Annotated in this window: 23 protein-coding genes; 10 read left to right on the top strand and 13 right to left on the bottom strand. The window is 64.6% G+C overall.

The genetic code is table 11. From position 1 onward, the window contains the following. A complete protein-coding gene (locus tag CupriaWKF_RS03635; RefSeq protein ID WP_276099673.1) occupies window positions 1–756 on the top strand; it encodes a DsbA family protein in 756 nt (251 codons plus the stop codon). A gap of 104 nt (window positions 757–860) precedes the next feature. Further along, window positions 861–1,148, top strand: a complete 288-nt coding sequence (locus CupriaWKF_RS03640; RefSeq protein WP_276099674.1) for an ArsR family transcriptional regulator — start codon at window positions 861–863, stop codon at window positions 1,146–1,148. A 20-nt stretch (window positions 1,149–1,168) separates the two neighbouring features. Here CupriaWKF_RS03640 and CupriaWKF_RS03645 read toward each other — a convergent pair whose 3' ends face one another. Together CupriaWKF_RS03645 and CupriaWKF_RS03650 are read right to left on the bottom strand one after the other, a co-directional pair. Next, entirely contained in the window at window positions 1,169–2,698 is a 1,530-nt protein-coding gene (locus tag CupriaWKF_RS03645; protein ID WP_276099675.1) for a transglycosylase SLT domain-containing protein, read from the bottom strand. Between the two features lie 154 nt (window positions 2,699–2,852). Further along, on the bottom strand, window positions 2,853–3,272 hold the full coding sequence (locus tag CupriaWKF_RS03650) for a hypothetical protein (RefSeq protein ID WP_276099676.1): 420 nt from the start codon (window positions 3,270–3,272) through the stop codon (window positions 2,853–2,855). A 460-nt stretch (window positions 3,273–3,732) separates the two neighbouring features. On the opposite strand from CupriaWKF_RS03650, the gene CupriaWKF_RS03655 reads away from it, so the two are divergent. Next, window positions 3,733–4,545, top strand: coding sequence for an SDR family oxidoreductase (locus CupriaWKF_RS03655; RefSeq protein WP_276099677.1), 813 nt, complete (start codon window positions 3,733–3,735; stop codon window positions 4,543–4,545). 86 nt (window positions 4,546–4,631) lie between these two features. Here CupriaWKF_RS03655 and CupriaWKF_RS03660 read toward each other — a convergent pair whose 3' ends face one another. Further along, window positions 4,632–5,390, bottom strand: coding sequence for an SDR family oxidoreductase (locus CupriaWKF_RS03660; protein ID WP_276099678.1), 759 nt, complete (start codon window positions 5,388–5,390; stop codon window positions 4,632–4,634). A 209-nt stretch (window positions 5,391–5,599) separates the two neighbouring features. Continuing rightward, window positions 5,600–6,616 carry an AraC family transcriptional regulator gene (locus CupriaWKF_RS03665; RefSeq protein WP_276099679.1) on the bottom strand — a complete coding sequence of 339 codons (1,017 nt, stop codon included), beginning with the start codon at window positions 6,614–6,616 and terminating at the stop codon, window positions 5,600–5,602. A gap of 200 nt (window positions 6,617–6,816) precedes the next feature. On the opposite strand from CupriaWKF_RS03665, the gene CupriaWKF_RS03670 reads away from it, so the two are divergent. Further along, window positions 6,817–7,545, top strand: coding sequence for an SDR family NAD(P)-dependent oxidoreductase (locus tag CupriaWKF_RS03670; RefSeq protein ID WP_276099680.1), 729 nt, complete (start codon window positions 6,817–6,819; stop codon window positions 7,543–7,545). Window positions 7,546–7,638: 93 nt separating this feature from the next. Beyond that, window positions 7,639–8,697: an AraC family transcriptional regulator gene (locus tag CupriaWKF_RS03675; protein WP_276099681.1), complete on the top strand. Its 1,059-nt coding sequence runs from the start codon at window positions 7,639–7,641 to the stop codon at window positions 8,695–8,697. A gap of 11 nt (window positions 8,698–8,708) precedes the next feature. On the opposite strand, the gene CupriaWKF_RS03680 is transcribed toward CupriaWKF_RS03675, so the two are convergent. The 6 genes from CupriaWKF_RS03680 to CupriaWKF_RS03705 form a co-directional block, all read right to left on the bottom strand. Further along, the gene (locus CupriaWKF_RS03680; RefSeq protein WP_276099682.1) at window positions 8,709–9,413 is read right to left on the bottom strand and encodes an EthD family reductase; all 705 of its coding nucleotides are present in this window, start codon (window positions 9,411–9,413) and stop codon (window positions 8,709–8,711) included. Beyond that, the gene (locus CupriaWKF_RS03685) at window positions 9,410–10,270 is read right to left on the bottom strand and encodes an SDR family NAD(P)-dependent oxidoreductase (RefSeq protein ID WP_276099683.1); all 861 of its coding nucleotides are present in this window, start codon (window positions 10,268–10,270) and stop codon (window positions 9,410–9,412) included. The genes CupriaWKF_RS03680 and CupriaWKF_RS03685 overlap by 4 nt, the downstream gene beginning before the upstream one ends. A 36-nt stretch (window positions 10,271–10,306) precedes the next feature. Further along, window positions 10,307–11,326 (bottom strand): NADP-dependent oxidoreductase, encoded by a 1,020-nt coding sequence (locus CupriaWKF_RS03690; protein ID WP_276099684.1) that lies wholly within the window; start codon window positions 11,324–11,326, stop codon window positions 10,307–10,309. Between the two features lie 75 nt (window positions 11,327–11,401). Further along, entirely contained in the window at window positions 11,402–12,652 is a 1,251-nt protein-coding gene (locus tag CupriaWKF_RS03695) for a serine hydrolase domain-containing protein (protein ID WP_276099685.1), read from the bottom strand. Between the two features lie 284 nt (window positions 12,653–12,936). Continuing rightward, the gene (locus tag CupriaWKF_RS03700) at window positions 12,937–13,914 is read right to left on the bottom strand and encodes a tripartite tricarboxylate transporter substrate binding protein (RefSeq protein WP_276099686.1); all 978 of its coding nucleotides are present in this window, start codon (window positions 13,912–13,914) and stop codon (window positions 12,937–12,939) included. 239 nt (window positions 13,915–14,153) lie between these two features. Beyond that, window positions 14,154–15,131 (bottom strand): NAD(P)-dependent oxidoreductase, encoded by a 978-nt coding sequence (locus CupriaWKF_RS03705; RefSeq protein WP_276099687.1) that lies wholly within the window; start codon window positions 15,129–15,131, stop codon window positions 14,154–14,156. Window positions 15,132–15,534: 403 nt separating this feature from the next. On the opposite strand from CupriaWKF_RS03705, the gene groES reads away from it, so the two are divergent. The 5 genes from groES to CupriaWKF_RS03730 all read left to right on the top strand — a co-directional run bounded on the left by groES (window position 15,535) and on the right by CupriaWKF_RS03730 (window position 20,178). Beyond that, window positions 15,535–15,825: a co-chaperone GroES gene (groES, locus tag CupriaWKF_RS03710; protein ID WP_063237002.1), complete on the top strand. Its 291-nt coding sequence runs from the start codon at window positions 15,535–15,537 to the stop codon at window positions 15,823–15,825. 46 nt (window positions 15,826–15,871) lie between these two features. Further along, complete coding sequence (gene groL, locus CupriaWKF_RS03715; RefSeq protein ID WP_276099688.1) at window positions 15,872–17,515, top strand: chaperonin GroEL; 1,644 nt, start codon at window positions 15,872–15,874, stop codon at window positions 17,513–17,515. A 487-nt stretch (window positions 17,516–18,002) separates the two neighbouring features. Further along, window positions 18,003–19,241 (top strand): pilus assembly protein TadG-related protein, encoded by a 1,239-nt coding sequence (locus CupriaWKF_RS03720; protein WP_276099689.1) that lies wholly within the window; start codon window positions 18,003–18,005, stop codon window positions 19,239–19,241. A gap of 9 nt (window positions 19,242–19,250) precedes the next feature. Continuing rightward, on the top strand, window positions 19,251–19,742 hold the full coding sequence (locus CupriaWKF_RS03725) for a TadE/TadG family type IV pilus assembly protein (RefSeq protein ID WP_276099690.1): 492 nt from the start codon (window positions 19,251–19,253) through the stop codon (window positions 19,740–19,742). Further along, window positions 19,735–20,178: a TadE family protein gene (locus tag CupriaWKF_RS03730; protein WP_276099691.1), complete on the top strand. Its 444-nt coding sequence runs from the start codon at window positions 19,735–19,737 to the stop codon at window positions 20,176–20,178. Before CupriaWKF_RS03725 ends, CupriaWKF_RS03730 begins: the two co-directional genes overlap by 8 nt. A 111-nt stretch (window positions 20,179–20,289) precedes the next feature. Here the strand turns inward: CupriaWKF_RS03730 and CupriaWKF_RS03735 are convergent, their stop codons facing one another. The 3 genes from CupriaWKF_RS03735 to CupriaWKF_RS03745 all read right to left on the bottom strand — a co-directional run bounded on the left by CupriaWKF_RS03735 (window position 20,290) and on the right by CupriaWKF_RS03745 (window position 23,347). After that, complete coding sequence (locus CupriaWKF_RS03735) at window positions 20,290–21,075, bottom strand: metallophosphoesterase (RefSeq protein WP_276099693.1); 786 nt, start codon at window positions 21,073–21,075, stop codon at window positions 20,290–20,292. A gap of 235 nt (window positions 21,076–21,310) precedes the next feature. Next, window positions 21,311–22,282, bottom strand: coding sequence for a type II secretion system F family protein (locus tag CupriaWKF_RS03740; RefSeq protein ID WP_276099694.1), 972 nt, complete (start codon window positions 22,280–22,282; stop codon window positions 21,311–21,313). Window positions 22,283–22,369: 87 nt separating this feature from the next. After that, entirely contained in the window at window positions 22,370–23,347 is a 978-nt protein-coding gene (locus CupriaWKF_RS03745; protein ID WP_276099695.1) for a type II secretion system F family protein, read from the bottom strand. Window positions 23,348–23,379: the final 32 nt, after the last annotated feature.

The following is a 23,379-nucleotide window of genomic DNA, read 5'->3' on the forward strand; positions in this document are numbered from 1 at the left end:
ATGACGACGACCGCCACTCTCCACTATATCTACGATCCCCTGTGCGGCTGGTGCTATGCCGCCGCGCCGCTGGTGCAGGCCGCCCAGGCCGTGCCCGGCCTGGCGCTGGCGCTGCATGCCGGCGGCATGATGGTCGGGGCGCAACGCCAGCCGGTGACGCCGGCACTGCGCAACTATGTGATGCCGCATGACCGGCGCATCCACGCGCTCACGGGCCAGCCGTTTGGCGACGCCTATTTCAACGGCCTGCTGTGCGATCCGCATGCCGTGTTCGATTCCGAGCCGCCGATTACCGCGATCCTTGCCACGGCCGCGCTATCGGCCGAGTTATGGGACGAGTTATGGGACGAGTTATCGGCCGATGCGCCGCAGGACCTGGCACTGGCCATGCTCAAGCGCATCCAGCACGCGCACTACGTCGAAGGGCGGCAGATCGCCCGGCCCGAGGTGCTGGCCGCGCTGGCCGCCGAACTTGGCATGGCGCCCGAAGCCTTTGGCGCGGCCTACAGCGCCGCGGCCGGGGCGCCGGCCGCCCGCCATATCGAACAAAGCCGGCGCCTGCTGGGCGCGCTGGGTGGACGAGGTTTCCCGACCTTTGCGCTCGAAACGGACGGTGGCTACCGCGTCCTCGATTTCGGTCCCTATCTTGGCAAGGCCGCCGAATGGCAGGCGTCGATCGCGCAGCAGTTGCCGGCCAACACCAACGATGCCGGTCGCGCATCACCCGTCTGCGGGCCTGACGGCTGCGTGTTGTAATCCACGCAGCCGGGGCGCGGCCCTATTGCCTTTGCCGCCAGGCCCGCGTAGAACGTGAAAAAAAGCGAGGGCGGCGGCGCCCGCCGGACAATCGAGGTGTGGACATGGAGACCCAGGAAAGCGCGCTGACCATGGCGCTGATGACCGAACCCGCACGCGTGAAGATCTGCCGCGCGCTGCTGCAGGCAGGCGAAGAGGGGCTGCCCGCGGCCGACCTGGCGCAACTGGCCGGCCTGCCGATCAAGCGTGCCGGCCACCTGTTCGAGGAAATGCTGCAGGCCAACGTGGTCACCCTGGCCATCCGCGAGCGCCGTGTCTGCTACGTGCTCAAGGCGCGGCTGGCGGTGACCGAAGCGCTCGGCTATATCGACGCCAGCGGGCTGGCCGACTGAGCCCGCGGCACGGGACATACCTATCTGCTGACTTCCTTCAGCGCGCGTTCCCGCGCGGCCTGCATGTCCTGCACCAGCCGGTAGGCGGCATAGTACTTGTAGATGTTCCGCACATAGGTCGTGGTCTCGATGCCGATCTTCTCGGCCACCACGATTTCCACATTGTTGAACCACTTGTCCGGGTCCAGGCCGCGCGCCGCGGCCTCCTTGCGCATCTTCGCGATATTGCCGGGGCCGGCGTTGTAGCTGGCAAAGGCAAAGAGCGGGCGGTTCGCTTCGGAGAAGTGCGCATCGGCGAAATACTGCGTCATCAGCTTGTCCAGGTACTTGGTGCCCGCGTGGATGTTCGACTCGGTCTGCTTGATATCGCCCACGTTGAGCTCCTTGCCGGTGGCGGGCATGACCTGCATGACGCCGATCGCGCCCACATGGCTGCGGGCCTTCTGGTTCAGCTGCGATTCCTGGAAGCCCTGCGCGGCCAGCATCAGCGGGTCGAAGCTGTAGTCCTTGCCGTACTTTTCGAAGAAGGCGATGGTCTGCTCGAAGCGCTTGTATTCCGCATCGTTGGTGTTGTTGCGGATCTGCTTGACGCTCTTCATCAGTTGCTTGAGCCGGTATTCCGCGACACTGTGCTTCTTCAGGTGGTTGACGTAGAAATCATCGATCGCCGCACGCAACTGCGGGCTGTTCTTGCGGAAGGCCCAGCCGACATAGCCCGCGGCGCGGACCACGAGGTCCTCGCGCACCTTGATCTTGGGCAGGATCTGCGCCCACATCGCGGCTTTCCAGTCGTCCACCACGATGATCGGCAACAGCCCGGCATTGACCATCTCCATGGCATCTTCGTCTTCGAGCGCGTCGGGCAGCAGCACAAGTTTCACGGGTGCCTTGCCGGTCTGGCGCAGGCTGTCGTTCAGGGCCGTCAGGCTTTCGTAGTAGCTGCTCGTGCGCCGCACGTGCACGGTCTTGCCGGACAGGTCGACCAGGCTGGACAGCGCCGGTGCCTTGGGCCCGGTGACGATCAGTTCGCGCACCGGCTTGCGGTCGCGTGGCGCGGCGAAGTCGACCAGCTTGAGCCGGGATTCGGTCTCGGTCAGGTTGCCGGCGGCAATGTCGCCCAGGCCAGCGGCCAGGTCGGGCAGCAGGCGGTCGCGCGTGGTCGGGATGATGATGACCGTCAGCGGGCGCTTGCCGAGGCGGCTGGCGTAGGTCTTGTTCAGGTAGCGCTCGAAGTCCCGCACCAGCCCGGCCGTCAGGCCGCACTCGCGGCCCTTGTCACTGAAGTACAGCGTGCGGCTGTAGGGCACCAGCACGCGGATGACGTGGCGATCGACCATTGCGTCGAAATCGCCCTTCCAGGGTTTGTTGGCCAGGTTGAGCCCGCGTACGGCGGCGGCATCGGTTTTTGCGGCTGGCGCGGCCGCTGTCGGCGCGGACGCCGGCGCCGACTTTTGCTGCGCGGCGGCAAGCGGGCCGAAGCAGCATGCTGCCCCCACCAGGCCTTGCAGCAAGAGGCCTGCCAGCTTGGGGGGCAAGCGGAAAGCGGGCATGTCGGGCAGCGCGGCCGCTGCGCGAGTGCCTGCGGCGCGTGCTACTGGAGTCTAGTGCGGATACGGCCCGGTGCAAGCCGGTCGTGAGCCGGCTGGCGACGGGGGCGCCGGCAGCGGCTTGCCAGTCCACTGCCGGCGAAGATGCTGCGGTTCGCTACTGCTTTGGCGCCGCGAGTTCCTGGCGCGCGGCGTTGTCCGCGGCCTGGTCCTCGGCCTTGCGCTCCTGCTTGGCTGCGTGGACGTCCTGCTTGTACTCGCCCTTTGCAGTCTTCTTGGTGGCCTTGTATTCATCGGCCGCCTTCTTGCGGGCCTCGCGGCGTTCCACCAGCGGATCCTTCGGTGGTTCGATTTGCGTCATGCCTGGCGGCACGCCTTGCGCCCCCGCCGGTGTGGCCGGTGTGGCTGGAGTGGCTGGAGTGGCTGGAGTGGCTGGTGTGGCCGGGGTGGACTGGGTGGACTGGGTGGACGGAGTGGCGGGAGTCTGGGCAAAGGCAGCGGCACAACTCAGACCGGTCAGGACCGCGGCGAGTGCGCCGGCCACATGGGTCGGACGGACGGGCTTTTTCAGATCCATTTGGAACCTCATCGGGTTGTTGTCGAATGCGGCCCGCAGGCTGTTGCACGGGAGCAGGTAGCGGCACCTGTGATCCAGCGGTGCGTTGGCCGCAAGATTCACTCTAGCGAGGGGATGGGGTCGGGGATGTCGGGTTTGGGCCGAATGAGTGGGGGGAGGATGTCTGACAGCGGTGTCGTGCCTGGCGGGCGTGGTTGTTTCGCGGTTTGGCCGGCGGGTCACTTGGCCGGACGGCGAAAGTCAGCAAAAGGCGCATTTGGCGGCTGGGCGGTTTGCGAAAGCTGGTCGGCCGCTCATGGGTATGATGGCTCGGCCTTCGTGGTTTCCCTAGTTACCCCGAAATGTCAATCTGATGCCCCGGATTGTCAAAATGCTCCGCCTTGCTCCTAGATACTTGGCGAGGTCGGCCGCAACGGCCCACGGTATCGACCTCTGACAAGATCGCAAGGAGAAGACCAGCATGGAGCTTAAGGACAAGGTGGCAATCATTACGGGCGGCGGGCAGGGCGGCGGCGAAGGCATCGCGCGCGTGCTGGCGCGTGAAGGCGCCAGGATTGCCGTGGTGGACCTGAACCTTGACGCCGCCAGACGCGTCGCTTCCAGCATTGATCCGGACGGCAAGCGTGCGATCGCCATCCGCGCCGACATCAGCAAGAAGGCCGACACGGAGGCCATGGCCCGCCAGACGCTGGAGGCGTTTGCCGCGATCGACATCCTGGTCAATAACGCCGGCATCGGCGGCGCCTCCGCATTGGTGTGCGACGTCACGGAAGAAAACTGGGACCGCGTGATGGGGGTGAACGCCAAGGGCATCCTGTTCTGCTGCCAGGCGGTCATCCCTGCCATGAAGGCGCAGGGCAAGGGCAAGATCGTCAATATCGACTCCATCGCCGGCATTCGCATGGCTTACTTCAGCAGTGTGGATTACACCGCGTCAAAGCATGCGGTCACGGGACTGACGCAACACCTCGCATGGGAGCTGGCGGACCAGCGCATCAATGTCAATGCCGTGTGCCCCGGCGGCATCCTGACGCCTGCCATTGAAGCCTATGCAAGTCCGGAAAAGCGCGATGCGCTGATCCGGCGGACGGTGCCGCTGGGCAGGTTCTGCAAGCCCGAGGAGATCGGCGAGGCGGTATCGTTCCTTGCCAGCGACCGTGCCGACATGATCACGGGCCAGATGCTGGCCGTGGATGGCGGCACCCTCACCGGATATGGCGAGGATCTCCGCGCGGTGCTGCGCCAGCGGCTCCAGGAAGAACGGGGCCATTGAGCTCGTCGCGACTGGCAGCCTTGAAGGCTGGCCCGCGCTGAAGCGGGCCGGCAAGGCGAGGCTGCCGCCGCCGGTTCAGGGTAGGTTCAATAGTGGATGCTGCCGGGGATTCCGCCGCCGACCGCGATGGCTTCGCCATTGATGGCCACACTCAGCGGTGAAGCGAGGAAGGTCACCACGCAGGCGACCTCGCTGGCATCGACCATGCGGCCGAGGCTGCTTCTGGTCGCCGCCCACGCCTCGGTTGCCGCATCGGTCTTCTCGGTGCGCGTGGGTCCGGGATGGACCGCCGTGACATTGATGCCCTTCGGGCCAAGTTCATCCGCGAGGTTCTTGGTGATCGCCGCCACGCCGACGTTGCGAAGCGTGGCGATGGGCCGGCCCGTATGGTAGATCGCCAGGCCGCCGATATTGATGATTCGTCCCCAGCCATTTGCGGCCAGATGCGGCGCCAGCGCCCGCGCGGTGCGAAGATAGCCGATGACCTTGATGTCGATATCTTCGAGTGCTTGCGCATCGACGATCTGGTCCAGCTGCGTGGCCGGCGAGATGCCGCCTGGCAGCGCCGCGGCATTGACCAGGATATCGATGCCACCCAGGGCTTCGATCGCTTGCTCCACCATGGCGTCGACGGACGCCTTGTCGGCGGTATCGACCGTCAGCGGCACAATACGGCGGCCGCTCAGCGCCGCGAGCTCCGCGGCTGTCGCCTCCAGCGCCTCTTGCCCGCGCGCGGCGAGCACGACATCAACGCCTTCCTGCGCGAGCTGCAGGGCAATCGTCTTGCCAATGCCGCGGCTGCCACCTGTCACGATGGCGCGCTTGCCTTCTAGCCTCAGGTCCATGATCTCTCCGATTTCCTGCAATGTTCCAGCAATGGGTTCCGGGCGATCATGCCCTGAGCACGTCGCCCCGTGATAGCGCATGCGTCCTGGTGGAGCGGTGATGCCCGCGCGCCGGGAAGCAACGTTACGGTACCAGTAGGGCGCCAGCGCCGCTGGTCTTGCGCGCTTCGCGCGCACGATGGGTCTCCGCGGCATCGGCCAGCGCAGCGCTAGCGGGTACTTTCCCGTGCCGGTGATTGACGGCGCCACACCGTCACGCTGCAGCCAAAGCGCATGGAGAACCACCTGGAGAATGCACTAAGCGAGGAAAAGCCCAGCAGGATCGCAACGTCCGACAGCGGTCGCGCGCTGTTTTTAAGGTATCTCGTGACGAGGTCGACCCTGACGGCATCGACGACGGAAAGGTAGTTCTGTCCATAGGCAGCCAGGTGGCGATGCATCGTCTTGCGGTCGATGCCAAGCTGCCGGGCTACCTGTTCGGCCCCGCACTGGCCGGTTGGCAGCAGCGCGAATACCAGCTTGCGCACCTTGTCCGGCATGGTGGAGCCGGACTGCGCCAGCTTGGTATCCAGGAACTCGCGCGCATGACGTCCCAGTGCCGGATCCGGCGCTGCGTTGGCCACGTCGAGGTCGGAGGCGGCCAGCAGGATGCCATCGAAATCCTGGCGGAAGCGCACCGGTACACCGAACACGCGCCGATGCGTGGCAAGGCTGGCTGGCGCGGCATGGCTGAAGCAGACGCTGCGCGGCTTCCATGCCGGGCCCGCGAGCAGCTTGAACAACCGGAACCAGAGGCAGATCACGAACTCCGTCGATTGCCGCATGGAACCATCCACGGACACGAGGAGTTCAAGCCTGACAAGCGCGGCGTCCCCGATCGTCTCGATGCGCATATCGAGACCTTCGTTGAGCAAATGCAGATAGCGCGCCATCGCGTCCAGTGCGTCGCGCAGGGTGGCGCACTCGCGCATCGCCGTCCACAGTGGGCCCCGCGTTGTCAGTTGACGGGCTTCCGCCACGCGCAGCCCAAGGTCTTCCAGGCCGGCACGCCGTGCCGAATCCTCCAGCAGGCGCATGACCGACTTCGCCGGCACCCGCATTTCCGGGTCCACCAGCGCCGTCGGGCTGATACCCGCCTGACGCAGCTGGCGATAGGGATCCAGGCCGAGCTGGCGGGCCACGTCGACAAACTCCGTCAGGTTCACATGTTGCAGCAGTGTCGACATAGGACTTCCCCAAGGTGCCCCAAAATGTAAAGTGGCTGCCCCCGAATGTCAACGCGTCGCGCGCCAGTTCCTCAATACTGTGCATCGACCCTTCTGCATCGACCTCTACTACAACCTTTCGGAGTCGCAATGCGAGTCGAGCCACTTACGTGCGACACACACACACCATTGCAACGCAAAGCGAGACTGAGAAACTGACAATGAGCCAGATCGACCCCAATATGCTCAGGGACAAGGTTGCCGTGATCACAGGCGCGGGCCGCGGCATCGGACGCACCATTGCACTGGCCTATGCCAGCGCCGGTGCTGCGGTGGTATGCAGCGCCCGCAGCGAGGCCGACATCGCGCAGACCGCCGCGCTGATCCGCGAAGCGGGTGGCCGGGCCATCGCGCAGACCGTTGACGTGGCGGACTACGAGACCGTCGCGGCCCTGTTCCAGCGCGCCAGCGATACCTTTGGCGGTGTCGATATCGTCGTGGCCAATGCCGGTGTCGCGCTCGAGCAGCGCCGGATCGCTGACAGCGATCCCGTGCTCTGGCGCAAGACCATCGATGTCAACCTGACGGGTGCCTACCACACCGCCCATGCCGCCATTCCCCACCTGCGCCGCCGTGGCGCCGGCAAGATCATCATGATCGGTTCCGGCCAGCGCAACCGGCCCAATGCGGGCCTGTCGGCCTACTCGTGCTCCAAGAGCGGCCTGTGGATGCTTACCCAGTCGCTGGCGATGGAACTCCAGGAGGACAACATCAGCGTCAATGAGCTGATACCGGGGCCGGTCAGGACGGACATGACGCGTGACGTCGCCATACCGCCCGGCGAATGGTTCAAGGATCCCGCCGATGTCGTCCCGCTTGCCCTGTTCCTGGCCGGCATGCCCGATTTCGGTCCCAGCGCGCAGAGCTACAGCCTGATGCGCCGCGCCTGACACCATGCAGACGACCGGCGGGCGCGGACACCGCTCCCGCGACAACCGAAGGCTGCAAATGGCCTTGCAGCCGCTGCCCGTGCAAGGAGGCCCATGAGTCGTTTAGTCCGCATCGCCACGCTGTCGCGCTATACCGAGGTGGCGCGCTCGGTCGGCCTGGATCCGCTGCGGATCCTGGCGGAAGTGGGGCTGCCGCCAAGCTGCCTGGACGACGGCGACAACCTGGTTTCCGCCAGCGCAGTCTGCCGCCTTCTCGAAATGTCCGCGGCAGCCTCCGATGCCGAAGACTTTGGCCTGCGCATGGGGGAGGGCCGTCAATTGTCGGTATTGGGGCCGCTCGGCATGGCAGTGCGAGATTCGCGGACGCTGCGCGATGCGCTGGGTGCGATGGTGCGCTACATCACGCTGCACAGCGAGGCTCTGTTCCTCGGCGTGGAAGAACGGGAGGGCGCTCTGGTCATCCGCGTGTCGCTGATGGTCGAGCATTCCGGCTCGACACGCCAGGCCGACGAAATGGTAGTGGTGTCGCTTTACCGGATGCTTCAGGAGCTGATCGGTCCACGGTGGCGCGCGCGGCGTATCTGCCTTTCGCATGGCGCCCCGAGAAATCCGGCAGCGCACGCGCGCGTGTTCGGCCGGACCGTGGATTTCGGTTGCGACTTCAACGGCATTGTCTGCGAGCTGCAGGACATGGAGGCAGTGCCGTGCTCCGCGCGCCCGGAGCTGGCGCAGTACGCGCATGCCTATCTGGAATCACTGAGCGCGCGTGCGACCCTGTCCATGACCGAAAAAGTCCGGCGCATGGTGCTGTCCTTGCTCTCGTCGGGAAACTGCGGCGTGGAGCGCGTCGCCAGCCAGCTTGGCGTCGACCGGCGCACGGTCCACCGCAAGCTGCTGCAGGAAGGCTCGACTTTCAGCAGCATTCTCGATGAGGTCCGTGCCTCGCAGGCGGTGCAGTATCTCCGGCATTCGGACCGCCCGGTCAGCTACGTGGCCGTGTTGCTCGGGTTTTCGATGCAGAGTGCGTTCTCGCGCTGGTTCCGCGGCCATTTTGGCTGCAGCCCCAGTGCATGGCGCAGCGATGGCATGCAGCCGGCCGGGCCGCTGCCGCGGCAACAGCTGCTGGCGGCGAGCCCCGAGCAGCGGGCGTAACGCGGCGTTGCTCAGGCCGCCTGCGGCCAGACGATGCGGTGCTCTGCTTCGATCGACAGCGTCACGGCAGCGTCGGTATCGATAAAGTTCGCTTCGTCCGGCTTGACTGACTCCCGGAAGAGCGGCGAGCGCACCGCTGCCTGCAGCGCGGCATCATCCTCGAACCAGATCTGCGCCGCGCCGTCGAAGCGCGGCTCGCCTTGCTCACAGGCATCGGCACAGGCGGCCGGCAGCGTGGCACTCTGGACATAGCGGCGCAGACCCGGCACCGACGCGGCCAATGGCCCATGCGTGCCGCGCCAGTAGCGCAGCATGTCCGCGCGGCCGAGATTCGCCTTGCGCTTGAAGAAGGTCATTCGCTTTGGCAACGATTCGTCCCTGGCGATCGATGCGCCGGCGTGTACGACGTGATCCGTTGTGTGCAGACGCACGCAGGGCCCGGGGGCGGCCAGTTTGCCAGCGCCCGCCAGCGCCGACCCGACATACTCCGCGCTGTGCAGGAGCGCATCGAGAGCCGCACTATCTTCGACCCAGATCTCGTCCACGGTATCGTAGTGCGCAGCCTGACCGGGGACCAGGCGGACAGTGTTCTGGACGTAGCGCCGCACACCGGGAAAGCTCGCCGCCAGCGGCGCATGCGCTTCTCGCCAGTAGCGCAGGAAATCGTGGCGGTCCACATCGGGGCGCCGCGTGCAGAGGAAGATGAGATGGATCATGTCGCGGGCGTGCCGGTGGTGACGGCGGGCGCGCGCTCCAGCGCGCCGAGAATCCGCGCGAATCGCGCTTCCAGGCGCGGCCGCATGCGTGTCGGCGTGAAGATGTAGAACTCGCCCGCCCGAATCGCCTCCAGTGTCTGGCTTGCCACCAGTTCCGGCGCCGTGCCAGCGGCAACACTGGCCCTGAACGATTCGCTGGCATGGCTCGAGCGTTCGGCGATGGGGGTCTTCACCGGGCCAGGACAAAGCACCGAAACACCAATGCCGGTGCCGCGCAGTTCCTGCTCGAGCGCCTCGGAGAGGGCTACCACGCTGTATTTCGTGGCCGCGTAGGCGCCCATCGGGAAGTCGCTGTTCACCCAGAAGCCAGCGCCCGACGCCGTGTTGACGAAATGCGCCGGCTCGCCGTGCCGGCGCAGCAGCGGCAGGAAATGACGGATACCGTGAATCACGCCAAACACGTTGATGCCGAACGCGCGGATCCAGTCCTGCTCCGATAGCGAAGCCAGTTCGCCGCTCATATCGATGCCGGCGTTGTTGAAGACCAGGTGGATGCGCCCCAGTTTCGCCGCGAACTCCGCCGCCGCATCGCGCACGTCCGCATCGGAGGAAACATCCAGTACGCGCGTGCAGATGCGCCTGCCGGTCGATGCGAGCTGCTCGCGTGCAGTGTCAAGCCCGTGCGCGTCGATGTCGGCCAGTGCAAGGTCGGCACCGCGAGCCGCCAGTGCCTCGGCCAGTGCCAGGCCGATGCCCGACGCGGCGCCTGTGATGATTGCCGTCTTGCCCTGAAAGTCCTGAAGGCGGGGGCGGGCGTTCGGCCGGGACTCGTTGCCGCCGATGTCTGTATGAATCATGGATATTGGTGGTTAAGGGCTGCGCGGCCGCGGCATTCAGCCGATTACGGATTCCGGAGCGAGGCGGACAAGCTGCTTGCCGGTGTTCTTGCCGGTAAACAGGCGGTTCAGGGCGGCGGGCGCCTGCTCGATGCCGTCAACGATGTCGACGCGGTACTTGAGCCGGCCGTCCCTGACCCAGTTCGCCAGGGCTTCCACGGCTTCGTGGAACCGCGAACGGTAGTCGGCAATAAGGAAGCCTTCGATGCGGGCGCGTTTCATGATGACGTTGCGGAACAGCTTCGGGCTCCACCAGTCACCGCTTGCGTTGTAAGTCGAGATCATCCCGCACAGGGCGATGCGGGCACCCGGATTGATCAGAGCCAGCACGGCATCCATGGTCTCGCCGCCCACGTTCTCGAAATCGACGTCGATGCCGTCCGGGCAGGCGTCGCGAAGATCGGCAAGCAGGTTGCCGCCCTTGTAGTCGACACAGGCATCGAGGCCGAACTCATCCCTGACGAGCTGGCATTTGGCCTGGCCACCCGCGACGCCAACCACCCGGCAGCCGAGTATCTTGCCGATCTGGCCGGCGATCGAGCCGACGCCACCTGCGGCGGCCGACACCACGATGGTCTCGCCAGCCCTGGGTCTGGCAATGTCGAGCATGCCGAAATAGGCGGTCATGCCGGAGCTGCCCAGCACGCTCGCATACGCATGCAGGGGCAGGCCATACTCCACCGGGACGCGCCGGGCAGTCCTCGTTACCGAGTACTCTTCCCACGCCATGCCGCCTTCGACGATGTCGCCAGGCCTGAAGTCCGGGTGGTGGGACTCGATGACCACGCCCATGGTGACGCCGCGCATCACCTCGCCCAGCGCCACCGGGGCCATGTACTGGTCGATCTCGCTCATCCAGACGCGGTTGGTCGGCGCCACCATGAGATAGAGGTTGCGCACCAGGATCTCGCCGTCGCGCGGGCGCGGCAGCGGCGCTTCAACGAGCTGCAGGTCGTTGTCGCCGATATCGCCGACGGGGCGCTGCCTGAGGATCCAGCGCCGGTTCATTGTCTTCATGCTTGCTCCTCCAAAATTTATGCCTGGTACCGCGTGCGCGGGCCGCACTGCCGGTCGCCGTAACGCGCTCGCTGCTCAGTCTTCCAGCGCGCCATATACGATGTTGCGCAACAGGGCCCGGTACCCGACGCGCGTCGCCGGGTCGTTCTCCTGAAGCATCAGAATGGCTACCAGCTGCTCTTGCGGATCCGCCCAGAAATACGTCCCGAGCGCGCCGCCCCAGTAAAAATCGCCGACCGAACCCGGCACCGGGCTCAGGCCCCGCACAGTGCGCACGCCCACTGTCAAGCCATGGCCCTGGCCGAGATCGGGCAATGGCGCGTTGATGCCGAGCCCTGTGGTCGAGCTGCCATAGCGTGTGGCCGGGGGCAGATGGTTGCCAAGCATCAATTCGACGGTCTTCCTGGAGAGCAGGCGCACGCCATCGAGCACACCGCCGCTGAGCAGCATCTGACAGAAGCGCGCGTAGTCGCCGGCCGTGGACAGCAGGCCGGCGCCGCCGGAATGCCAGCGAGGCGGGTCGTGCTCGTCGTAGTCGAACAGGGCGGTCGATTTGCCGGATGCGCCGGATGGCAGTGCCAGGCCAGCGCCGTCCTGGCGCTTCAGCCCGAAGGCCGTTGCATGCATGCGCAGCGGCTGTGTCACGCGCTCCGCGACGAAGCGAGCCAGGTCCATGCCCGAGACTATCTCGATGACGCGGCCGAGCACGTCGGTGGACATGCCATACTCGAACACCTCGCCCGGCTGGCATTGCAGCGGGATGGCCGCCAGCTTTGCGACCATCTCGGCATTGGTCTGCCCGGGGTCCATCGTGGCGCTTTCGCGATACTGGCGCTGCACCAGCGAATCGCCGAACTGCCCGTATGTCAGGCCGGACGTGTGCCGGAACAGGTCGTGGACGGTCATGGCGCGGCGCACCGGTTCGAGCACAAGGCGGCGCCCGCCGGGTTTCCCGTCGGCCGTCTCGACGCCGACCTGAAGGTGCGCGAATTCCGGGATGTAGCGTTCGACCGGATCGTTCAGGGCCAGTCTTCCTTCTTCCATCAGTATCAGCGCTGCCACGCCAATGACGGGCCGGGTCATCGCAGCAAGGCGAAAGACGGAGTGGCGCTGCATCGGACGGCGCGGGGTATCCGCATGCTCGAAGCCGAACGCCTCGAACCAGGCGATCCGGCCCTTGCGCGCAACCAGCACGACGGCGCCCGGGATCTTGCGACGGTCGATATCTGCATTGAACACCGATGAGATCGACCGCAGCCGCCGCGCGGACAGCCCGACCTCTTCAGGGGTATCAGCCTGGTCCAGGGCACAGGTCTTGAATGGCAATACTGGCTCCTTCATGTTTCGCGGCATCAGCGCCTTGCGCCTGCCGTAAGGCATATGTACCGAGTCTAGGGAAGCAGGCGGCCGGGCGGATGATGGTGCGGGTCTTCGCCGTGACCGCCGGGGACATTGCGTATCCGGGGCACGCACTGTCGACGGGTACCGGCGAAGAGGGGAGCAACCGGCGAAGGTCGAATGATTGCGGCAGATCGCCGCGATGGCCGTCGGTGGCCGAGTGCGAACTCCGGCAGGAAGGCAACAGCCAGCGCTGCCGGAGCCGCGGACCGTCAGGGCTGGATGTTGTAGGTCTTCACGATGGCGGCATTGCGGTCGTACTCGGTGCGCAAGGCCTGGCCAAGCTGAGCCGGGGTTTGCGCCGGCACGGTCTCGAAGCCGAGCCCGAGAATCCGCTCCTGCACCTTGGGCGTCGAGGCTGCCTTGTAGACGGCAGCCTGGATTTTCTGGACCACGTCTGCAGGCACCTTGGACGATACGAACACGCCCGCCCAGTTGTTGAAGTCAATGTCCGGATAGCCCAGCTCGGCAAAGGTCGGGACTTGCGGCAGCAGCGGCGAACGCTGTTTCGCGGCCAGCGCATAGGCCTGCAGCTTGCCGGCCTTGATCATCGGCAGCGAGGTCACCATGCCGTCGTACATCACCGCGATCTGTCCGCCCATGACCTGTGTCAGCGCCGGCGGAGAGCCGGCAAAAGGCACGTGCTGCAGATCCATGCCAGCTTTCTGGTTCATGATCAGGCCAGCATAGTGGGCGACCGTGCCCGCACTGTATGAAGCAAAACTGAGCTGGCCCGAATGGGCTTTCACATAGCTGATCAGGCTCGGCAGGTCCTTGGGCGGCAGGGCCGTCGACCCGACCAGCAGGAGGGTCGACCTGGCCACCGCGGCCACCGGCTTCACATCCTTCATCGGATCGTAGGAGACCTTCATCACATGCGGGATTTCCGTGAGCACATTGGTGGTCGACACCAGGATGGTCTGCCCGTCGGCCGGCGCCCCCAGCAACGTGTTCATCGCAATGCCGCCGCCGGCGCCTGGCTTGTTGTCGACCACCACGGACTGGCCCAGTTCGGCCGTGAGCGCTTCGGACAGCACGCGTGCCAGCACATCCATGGTGCCGCCGGCAGGCGCTGGGACCAGTACCCGGACCGGCTTGTTGGTCCATGCCATGGCGACGGGCATGGACAGGGCCAGGACAGCGCAGGCAGCGGCGCGGCGCACGCAGTTCAGGGTAGGGCGGATTGGCATAGATGTCTCCCCGTTATGGGTGTGGTCTCGAAATGGGTGCCATGGACGACGGCAGTCGTGCCAGAAGTATGGGCGGGCGATGCAAAGCGTCTTAACATTCAGGGGCAAATATTTGACATTTCGGGACAGTTAGGGAAAGCCCAATGCGGGGATGCCCTCGGGGGCAGTGCGGGAAAACGGGGAAATGCGTCGGGAAATGCGCAGATCGCGGCGCGACGGCACCGCGGCGGCAAACGGGATCAGATGTCGCGGATGGCTCCGCTGGCGATCCCGGTGCGGAAGAGTCTGAAGGTCTCGCCTACTGCTTCGCGCAGCGGCGTGCGGGGCAGGGGACCAATCAGGTTCTCCAGCGCGGTCGCGTCGTAGTCTTCGGGAAGCCCGAGCGATGGCCCGGCGAACGTGATCGTTCCGCGCGCTTCCGGTATGACCGACTCGATCGTCTCGACGACTTCGCCCATGTCTGCGACGCTGCCTTGCATATTGAAGACGTCAGCGCCGCGATAGCCGGAACGTGCGCACGCGATGAACATGCGCGCAAGGTCGTCGGCATAGTGAATCTGGCTGCGGCCGCTGTATGGAATATGGAAACGACGCGCGAGCGCTGCCGCCAGGACGGCCTGGGTGGGCGCCGCGGTCAGGCCATAGTCTCTTCCGGCGCCGAAGACTGTTGCCGGGCGAAGGCCGATGCTGGAGACGCCTCTGTCCTGGTAATACACGCGCGCCATGCCCTCTTCTGCCTGCTTGAACACACCATAGAGGGTCGTCGGATGCCCGCAGGTATGGTGCAGGATGGTTGCATCGCTCGCCGCGTCGCAGCTGTCGTACACCGCAATCGATGACGCGTACACGATGCCGGCGATCCGCTGGGCGCGCCGCGCCACTGCTTCGAACAGATTCACGCCGCCCAGCACGTTGACGCGGGCCCCAAGCGGAGGATCGGCCTTGAACCTTGGGTGAATCAGCGCTGCCAGGTGAATCACATGCGTGATGCGATACCTGTCCAGTGTTGCCTCGAGCAGGCCCAGGTCCGTGATGTCGCCGCGAACCATCTCGACGCGCGACAGATGTGCATCGTCCATCAACAGGCGCAGGCGCCGGACGTCGTTGTCCGCGTCGAAGGCAACGACCGGCACGCCTTCCTGTACGAGCCGGCGCACCGTCCATGCGCCGATACATCCCAGTGCCCCGGTTACCAGAAATCGCTCAGAGTTCGCCATCGTTGCCAGTCACCGGTTGCGGGCACCGCCGCGTGCCCGGAATGAACTGTCAACATTCTAGGAAGGCCATCGCCATCGGGATTGACGTGGCGGGGCGCCGGCGTGACAGCCGGGGACATTGCGCGAGGAGTTCAGGCTGGCGCGGGAAGCCGTAAGGGGCCAGGGTTGAGCGAATCTCGCCACCTCGCCACCTCGCCTCCGCGTCACCAAAGGCCCCCGACACCCACCAAGGGAAAACCCCCATCAAGTCGCTGTCTTGAAATGCCCATACCCCGTCCCTATAATTAGCACTCGCTGGGGGTGAGTGCTAACAGCTCCCTGCGGTACCCGAAATTCCGCGGCCGCCGACTCTGATCGCGGCTCGCTTGTGAATCAAAACTCACTTTTGTATCTAGGAGTCCGTATGAATCTGCGTCCTTTGCACGACCGTGTGATCGTGAAGCGTCTGGACAATGAAACCAAGACCGCGTCCGGTATCGTGATTCCCGACAACGCCGCCGAGAAGCCGGATCAAGGCGAAGTGCTGGCCGTCGGCCCGGGCAAGAAGGATGACAAGGGCAACAATATCGCCCTCGACGTGAAGGTGGGTGACCGTGTGCTGTTCGGCAAGTACGCCGGCCAGGGCGTGAAGGTCGAAGGCCAGGAACTGCTGGTCATGCGCGAAGAAGACATCATGGCTGTCGTGAACAAGTAATCACTTGTCGACGACACCCACCGCAAAGAATTAGGAGAATCAGAACATGGCAGCAAAAGACGTAGTGTTCGGCGACGCCGCCCGTGCCAAGATGGTCGAAGGCGTGAACATCCTCGCCAACGCAGTGAAGGTTACCCTGGGTCCGAAGGGCCGCAACGTGGTGCTGGAGCGCAGCTTCGGCGGCCCGACCGTGACCAAGGACGGCGTGTCCGTGGCCAAGGAAATCGAGCTGAAGGACAAGCTGCAGAACATGGGCGCCCAGATGGTCAAGGAAGTGGCTTCCAAGACCAGCGACAACGCCGGTGACGGTACCACCACCGCTACCGTTCTGGCCCAGTCGATCGTGCGCGAAGGCATGAAGTTCGTCGCCGCCGGCATGAACCCGATGGACCTGAAGCGCGGTATCGACAAGGCAGTCGCCGCCGCCGTGGAAGAGCTGAAGAAGGTCAGCAAGCCCACCACCACCAGCAAGGAAATCGCCCAGGTTGGCGCGATCTCGGCCAACAGCGACACCTCGATCGGTGAGCGCATCGCCGAAGCCATGGACAAGGTCGGCAAGGAAGGCGTGATCACCGTCGAAGACGGCAAGTCGCTGGCCGACGAGCTGGAAGTCGTGGAAGGCATGCAGTTCGACCGCGGCTATCTGTCGCCGTACTTCATCAACAACCCGGAAAAGCAGGTTGTCCAGCTGGACAGCCCGTTCGTGCTGCTGTTCGACAAGAAGGTTTCGAACATCCGCGACCTGCTGCCGGTGCTGGAGCAAGTGGCCAAGGCTGGCCGCCCGCTGCTGATCATCGCTGAAGACGTCGAAGGCGAAGCCCTGGCGACCCTGGTGGTCAACAACATCCGTGGCATCCTGAAGACCGCCGCCGTCAAGGCCCCGGGCTTCGGCGACCGCCGCAAGGCCATGCTGGAAGACATCGCCATCCTGACCGGCGGCACCGTCATCGCTGAAGAAATCGGCCTGACGCTGGAAAAGGCCACCCTGAACGACCTGGGCCAGGCCAAGCGCATCGAGATCGGCAAGGAAAACACCATCATCATCGATGGCGCCGGCGACGCCGCTGCGATCGAAGGCCGCGTGAAGCAGATCCGCGCCCAGATCGAAGAAGCGACCTCGGACTACGACCGTGAAAAGCTGCAAGAGCGCGTGGCCAAGCTGGCCGGCGGTGTTGCCGTGATCAAGGTTGGCGCTGCAACCGAAGTCGAAATGAAGGAAAAGAAGGCCCGCGTGGAAGACGCCCTGCACGCCACCCGCGCTGCGGTGGAAGAAGGCATCGTCCCCGGCGGCGGTGTGGCCCTGCTGCGTGCCCGCGCTGCGATCTCGGGTCTGCAAGGCGAGAACGCCGACCAGAACGCCGGTATCAAGATCGTGCTGCGCGCCATGGAAGAGCCGCTGCGCCAGATCGTGCTGAACGCTGGTGAAGAAGCTTCGGTCGTTGTTGCCAAGGTCATCGAAGGCAAGGGCAACTACGGCTACAACGCTGCTTCGGGCGAGTACGGCGACCTGGTGGAAATGGGCGTGCTGGACCCGACCAAGGTCACCCGCACCGCACTGCAGAACGCCGCTTCGGTGGCTTCGCTGATGCTGACCACGGACTGCGCAGTTGCCGAAACGCCGAAGGAAGAGTCGGCTCCGGCAATGCCGGGCGGCATGGGCGGCATGGGTGGTATGGAAGGCATGATGTAATTTGTGCCGACCGACTGCCCTGACGGGCAGGCTGTCTGAAGAGACCCCCGCAAGCGCGAGCTTGCGGGGGTTTTTGCTTTGCGGCCGGCCGATGACATCGGCGCTGTCGCCAGAGGTATGAATCAGGTCTGCAACATGCGGCAGGCGCGAACGCCCTCGACACGGGCACCTTGGTACGGCGCGGCCGCCCTGCAAGTGTCTCCGCTTCCACTATCGATGCAGTGGTGCCCGCCAAGCCCTTTGCGAGATGGATGTGCGACCCCGCTGCTTCGCGTTCCCGGGTGCACGTGTTTCATTTCTTCATCGCCTGCAGGCTGATCGCTTGCCGGCATGTTCCACCATTGGATCGATACCAATTGCGAGTCGCATCGCCAAGAATGCATGTACGTCGGTAGGGCTTGGGCAGGTTCCCCGGTTGTTTGCACGGATTGCGCTTTCCCACCATCCGCCCGACCGTGCCTATATGATTTTCCAAGGGCGAAGCCATATGTCCAGGTACGACAACAAGAAGGAAAGAGGGGTCATTCTTCCGATTGTGGGCCTGACTCTTGCCGTGCTGCTCGGCATGGCAGGCCTGATCATTGACCTTGGGGCCATGTTCGTCGCGAAGACCGAGCTGCAGTCAGCGGTCGACAGCTGCGCGCTCGCGGCGGCGCAGGAGCTGGATGGCGCCGCGGATGCCCTGACACGCGCGACCAGCGCCGGCCTGACCGCCGGGAATGCCAACAAGGTCAAATACCAGAAGGCCTCGGCATCGCTGGTCGACACGGATGTCACGTTCAGCGATTCGCTGACCGGAACCTTCAGTTCGACGTTCGCGCCCGTGGCCAATGCGCGCTACGCCAAGTGCAATCACCTGACCAGCGGGATCGTGGCCTACCTGATCAAGATGGTCGGCGGGCCAAGCAGCAATGCGGTGGCAGCCGTGGGCGTGGCTACCCGCACCCATGCGCAAAGCACCTGCCCGATTCCCGTCGGGCTGCTCCCCAAGACCGGTGGTACCGCACCCGACTATGGCTTCACGGTCGGAGACTGGGTCACGGTACTCTATGACGGGACGACGACCGCCGGCCCGGGAGAGATGGGCTGGTACAACCTGGACGGCTCGACGAACGCCAACGAAACCAAGAACGAAATGTCGGTCGGCTACTGCAATTCGAAGGTCAACGATACGCTTCGGACGCCTGGCGCAAAGGTTGCTGTCGATGACCAGTGGAACAGCCGCTTCGGCATCTACAAGAACAACGGCGACATGCAGGCGATGCGCCCTGACTTTACGGGCTATTCGTACACGAGCAAGAACTGGACGAATGGCAGGAACGCATATAACGGCGCTTCGGGCGGCACCGATCCCACTGCCGCCAACTTCAAGGCCAAGCGGCTTTCGTTCGCAAGCTATGGGGATACGAGCACCGATGTACAGGTGGGTGACAACATCACTGGCCTGAATATGAAAGGTGGTTACAAGAACCTGGCGGCGCCTGGCAGCACGGGCGACTACGCCAAGCTCGGGATGAGCCGGCGCCTCGTTATCGTACCGGTGGTTTCGACCGCGTCGAAAGTCGTCGATTTCGCCTGCATGCTCATGCTGCAGCCAATCAGTGGCCCTACGCTGACGGTGCAGTTCGAATATCTCGGCAACGCTGCAAGCTTCAGCAGTCCTTGCACGACCAACGGCCTGGCCGGCGGCAATTTCGGCCCCATGATCCCGGCGCTCGTAGAGTAGGGGAAAGCGATGAAAAAGCGACAGAAAGGCGTGGCGCTCGTCGAGTTCGGCATCACGATCTCGTTGCTGCTGGCGATCTGCTTTGCGCTCACCGAGTTCGGCCGGGCCATCTATACGTACAACACGCTGACGAAATCGGTGCGCGACGCGGCGCGCTACCTCAGTACGCAGGCGGCGGGCAGTGCGACGGCGCACGCCATGGCACAGCAGCTGGCCGTCTATGGCACTCCGGTGGTGGGCGCCAGCCAGCCGCCCCTAGTGCCCGGCCTGACGACCGGCATGGTCAGCATCTGCGACGCGGCGGATGTGACCTGTACCTCGAACATGGGGCAGGGCAGCAATCCCGCCATCAATACGGTGACGGTCCGGATCTCGGGATACACGTTTACGCCGCTGGTGGACATTCTCGGCTTTACGCGGTTCTACACCGGTGGCAGCAACTCCCTGACGTCCATTTCCTTCAGCGACATCTCAGCCACGATGAGGCAGGCATATGAATAGACGGCAGCGAGGTGCGACAGCGGTGGAGTTTGCGCTGGTGGCAGCGATCTTCTTTGCGGTGTTGCTTGGGATCATGGAGTTCGGGCGCGTACTCTACACCTGGAACTCCGTGGCGGAAGCGACGCGATGGGGAGCGAGGCAGGCTGTCGTGTGCGGACGAGGATCGGGATCGGTGCTCAGCCGCATGCAGCAGATTGTCCCCAGTCTCTCGGCCAGCAATGTCTCCGTTACCTGGTATGACGCAGGCGGTGTCAGTGCGAGCTGCGACAGCACGTCTTGCACAGGGGTTTCGGTCACGGTGACCGGACTGTCCGCGTCTACGATCGCACCGGCGGCCTGGTTCGGAAGATCCGGATTGACCGTGCCGGGATTTGCGACCTACCTTCCGCGCGAAATCATGGGACAGGATCCGGGGAGCGGCACAGTCTGCAGCTAGTGTCACGCGTCGTCAGAGGCAATGCCCCGCATCGGTATGCGGGGCTTTTTTGTTGGCGCAATGCGAACGGCGTGCAGGCTTGACCATTGGCCACGGATAGCGGAGTCAGGGTCAGATTTCGACGACGCAGCACCAGTCGAACCGTGAATTCTCGAGCTCGCCCGTACGCCGACTGACATACCCGCGCGGATTGCACACCACGCGCGAGTCGTCGATGCAATAGTCGAAGCTGGTGTGCGTATGGCCGTGGATCCACAGGTCGGCCTGTGCCACCAGGTCGGGCCGGCGTGACAGGAATCCGCCGGATACCAGGTCGTGCGAATAGCGCGGATCGAGGCTGCCGAGGTCAGGGCCATGGTGGGTCACGACGACGGTCTTGCCGTCGAACGGCCGGGCCAGTTGCTCGGCCAGCCATGCTGACGCGGCCTCATGGCGTGCCAGTGCATCTTCCGGTCGAAAGTGCCGCAGATGTCCGTCATTGCCCTTGAGTTCGATCAGCCGGTGGTCGAGCATCGCCGCGGAACAGGCCTGCATCGACGCCTCGCGCCGATCGGTGCCGAACAGGTTGTAGTCGGTCCACCAGGTTGCCCCGAGAACGCGTACGCGCCCGTTGGCCGCGCTGAACTCTGCCACAGCGCCGTTGAGCAGATGCATGGCGGGATAGGCGGCTGCGGCGTCTGCCATCTGCGCGTCCACGGCGTCGAAATTGCCTTCGTAGTATTCGTGGTTGCCCGGAACGTAAATGACAGGCTGTTCGAAGGTGTCCGCGGCCCAGTCGATGCCGTTGCGGCCATTGGCGACGTCGCCAGCGAGTATCACGATATCTGCCTCGCAGGCCGGTACCGATTGCGGCATGGCGTGCTCGATATGCAGGTCGCTCAGGATACGTAGTTTCATTGGGACTCCCGCGAATTCATTCGGACTGCGCGCCGTGGCAGGGCGGCGGTGCTTGAATTCTTAAGAAGGCCGGCGATCCGGTCAAGTCCCGTGTCGTGCCGTGTCGGCGCGGTGCCGCATAGCGGTTGCGCAGCAGGCGAAAAAGCCCGGCGCTAGGTCCGGGCAAAGACTGTCTTGCCGGCGTTGCACCGGGGAGACAGCCGGGGGAACCGTGTGCGGCTACCCGGAAACGCGCTCAGCCCTGTCCGGACATGGTCGGCAACAGGACCCGATAGATCTGGATGAATGCCGGTCCCAGCAGTACCAGGAGCAGCGAAGGGAAGATCGTGAAGATCAGCGGAAACAGCAGTTTCAGCGCAATCTTCGCCGCCATTTCTTCCGCGCGCATGCGGCGCTTGGTGCGCAGCATGTCCGACAGTACGCGTAACGAGTCGCCCAGGCTGGTACCGAAACGATCGGCCTGGATCAGCATCGAGGCGAACTTGTCGACGTCTTCCACACCTGTGCGCAGCGAGAGGTTGGACAGGGCCTTCTCCTTGGAGAAGCCCGAGCGCAGCTCCAGCAGCATCAGCTGCAGTTCGTCCGCCAGGACAGGGCAGCGCAGCGCCAGTTCGTCGGCCACGCGCATCAGCGCCGCGTCCAGACCAAGACCGGCTTCGACGCATACCGTCAGCAGATCGATCACATCGGGAAACTCTTCGAAGATCGTGCGCTGGCGGTTGGCCACCTTGCGCGCCAGTACGAAGTTCGGCAGGTAATAGCCGATGGCGGCAAGCACCGTCAGCAAAGCGAGTATGGTGTGTTGCTGCTGGAGCTCGGCTTCGCCCGTCGCGGCGACCAGACCGGCCATCGGCAGCACGACAGCCAGCACCGTCTTGGCGGTGAAGTACAACGGAGCGGCGCCCGCGCTGCGCCACCCGGCGTTCATGAATCGCACCCGCAGTTGCGAACCTTCCCATCCTTCCTTTGGCAGCGACAGGCGCGAGACAGGCTGGGTCCATCGCACCAGCTTGCCGAGCCATGCCTGCAGCCATCCGGTGCCGCCCTCCGCCTGGCCGGCGTGGCCGGCAACCTGCTCGGCACGGCCGCGCATGCGGTTTGGCGAGAACGCATAGAGCACGCCGAACACCGTGCCGAATGCCGCCACAAAGATCAACCCGAGCACGATAAGCTGCTGGGCCTGGACCCCTTGAAAGATGCCTTGCATGATGGACCCCCGTCAGGCTGACTGCCCAAGCCGTGTGTGTCGTAGCACTACGATGTATGTGTTCTGCTGCCTGCCGGCACGATGGCATCACACCCGTATGCGAATGATCTTGCGCATCCACAGTACGCCCAATGTCATCATTAGCAGTGCGCCCCCGATCAACTGCAAACCGATCGGGTCGTCCCACAGTACCTTCATGAAGCCCGGGTTGATGACCAGGATCATTCCGGCGGTCGCGAACGGGAGCAGGCCGAGCACCCACGCAGACATGCGCCCCTCTGCCGAGAGCACGCGGATCTTGGCGAACAGCTTGAGGCGCTCGCGCACCATGTTGCCAATGGTGTCGAGGATCTCCGCCAGGTTGCCGCCGCTCTCGCGCTGGATCAGGACCGCGATGACGAAGTAGCGCAGATCGCCGACCGGCACGCGTATGGCGAGATTGGTCATGGCTTCGTCGAGCGCCACGCCATAGTTGATTTCCTCGAAGGTGGTACGGAACTCGGGCCCGATCGGCGCCTTCATTTCCTGGCCAACCATGCCAAGCGCCCCGCTGAATGAATGTCCGGCGCGTAAGGCGCGGGCGATCATGTCGACGGCATCCGGCAACTGGGCCTCCAACTGCCTGATCCGCTTGGCGCGCTGGCGAGAGACATGAAGGATCGGCATCACCGCGGCGACGGCGGCGGCGATCAGCATGATCGGCATGGCTAGCGGCGATACCGGGATCAGTGCCACAGTGCACAGTGCCACCGTCGCGCAATAGCCCAGCAACTGGGCCACCGACCACGAACTGCCCGACTGTTCCAGCCAGCGATCAAGCGCGCCGACGCGCGGCAAGGTCATCAGCCATCGCTGGATCTGCGGCGAATCGGCGAGCAGCCGTTTTTTCAGGATCGATAACTGCTCTGCGCCAACCTGGCCGCCGGCGGAGAGCGCGCGAAGCCGGGCCTCGATACGCTTGGCCGCGGCGCCGTGCGTACTGTTCCACCAGATGAAGATACCCTCGACACAGAGCACCACGGCCACGAACAGCAGGATGCCGAAGGCATAGAAGATCATGCTCATGAGTTTCTCCGCGTAGCGTTTTCGCTGTGATA

The organism is Cupriavidus sp. WKF15 (genome assembly GCF_029278605.1).
GTDB lineage: Bacteria > Pseudomonadota > Gammaproteobacteria > Burkholderiales > Burkholderiaceae > Cupriavidus.

Coding starts and splice junctions, on each gene's coding strand:
- CupriaWKF_RS03740 (WP_276099694.1), bottom strand. CDS start 22,282: ATGCAAGGCATCTTTCAAGGGGTCCAGGCCCAGCAGCTTATCGTGCTC.
- CupriaWKF_RS03655 (WP_276099677.1), top strand. CDS start 3,733: ATGGAGCTTAAGGACAAGGTGGCAATCATTACGGGCGGCGGGCAGGGC.
- CupriaWKF_RS03675 (WP_276099681.1), top strand. CDS start 7,639: ATGAGTCGTTTAGTCCGCATCGCCACGCTGTCGCGCTATACCGAGGTG.
- CupriaWKF_RS03730 (WP_276099691.1), top strand. CDS start 19,735: ATGAATAGACGGCAGCGAGGTGCGACAGCGGTGGAGTTTGCGCTGGTG.
- CupriaWKF_RS03635 (WP_276099673.1), top strand. CDS start 1: ATGACGACGACCGCCACTCTCCACTATATCTACGATCCCCTGTGCGGC.
- CupriaWKF_RS03650 (WP_276099676.1), bottom strand. CDS start 3,272: ATGGATCTGAAAAAGCCCGTCCGTCCGACCCATGTGGCCGGCGCACTC.
- CupriaWKF_RS03700 (WP_276099686.1), bottom strand. CDS start 13,914: ATGCCAATCCGCCCTACCCTGAACTGCGTGCGCCGCGCCGCTGCCTGC.
- CupriaWKF_RS03670 (WP_276099680.1), top strand. CDS start 6,817: ATGAGCCAGATCGACCCCAATATGCTCAGGGACAAGGTTGCCGTGATC.
- CupriaWKF_RS03645 (WP_276099675.1), bottom strand. CDS start 2,698: ATGCCCGCTTTCCGCTTGCCCCCCAAGCTGGCAGGCCTCTTGCTGCAA.
- CupriaWKF_RS03690 (WP_276099684.1), bottom strand. CDS start 11,326: ATGAAGACAATGAACCGGCGCTGGATCCTCAGGCAGCGCCCCGTCGGC.
- CupriaWKF_RS03665 (WP_276099679.1), bottom strand. CDS start 6,616: ATGTCGACACTGCTGCAACATGTGAACCTGACGGAGTTTGTCGACGTG.
- CupriaWKF_RS03735 (WP_276099693.1), bottom strand. CDS start 21,075: ATGAAACTACGTATCCTGAGCGACCTGCATATCGAGCACGCCATGCCG.
- CupriaWKF_RS03680 (WP_276099682.1), bottom strand. CDS start 9,413: ATGATCCATCTCATCTTCCTCTGCACGCGGCGCCCCGATGTGGACCGC.
- CupriaWKF_RS03640 (WP_276099674.1), top strand. CDS start 861: ATGGAGACCCAGGAAAGCGCGCTGACCATGGCGCTGATGACCGAACCC.
- groES (WP_063237002.1), top strand. CDS start 15,535: ATGAATCTGCGTCCTTTGCACGACCGTGTGATCGTGAAGCGTCTGGAC.
- groL (WP_276099688.1), top strand. CDS start 15,872: ATGGCAGCAAAAGACGTAGTGTTCGGCGACGCCGCCCGTGCCAAGATG.
- CupriaWKF_RS03660 (WP_276099678.1), bottom strand. CDS start 5,390: ATGGACCTGAGGCTAGAAGGCAAGCGCGCCATCGTGACAGGTGGCAGC.
- CupriaWKF_RS03725 (WP_276099690.1), top strand. CDS start 19,251: ATGAAAAAGCGACAGAAAGGCGTGGCGCTCGTCGAGTTCGGCATCACG.
- CupriaWKF_RS03745 (WP_276099695.1), bottom strand. CDS start 23,347: ATGAGCATGATCTTCTATGCCTTCGGCATCCTGCTGTTCGTGGCCGTG.
- CupriaWKF_RS03705 (WP_276099687.1), bottom strand. CDS start 15,131: ATGGCGAACTCTGAGCGATTTCTGGTAACCGGGGCACTGGGATGTATC.
- CupriaWKF_RS03685 (WP_276099683.1), bottom strand. CDS start 10,270: ATGATTCATACAGACATCGGCGGCAACGAGTCCCGGCCGAACGCCCGC.
- CupriaWKF_RS03720 (WP_276099689.1), top strand. CDS start 18,003: ATGTCCAGGTACGACAACAAGAAGGAAAGAGGGGTCATTCTTCCGATT.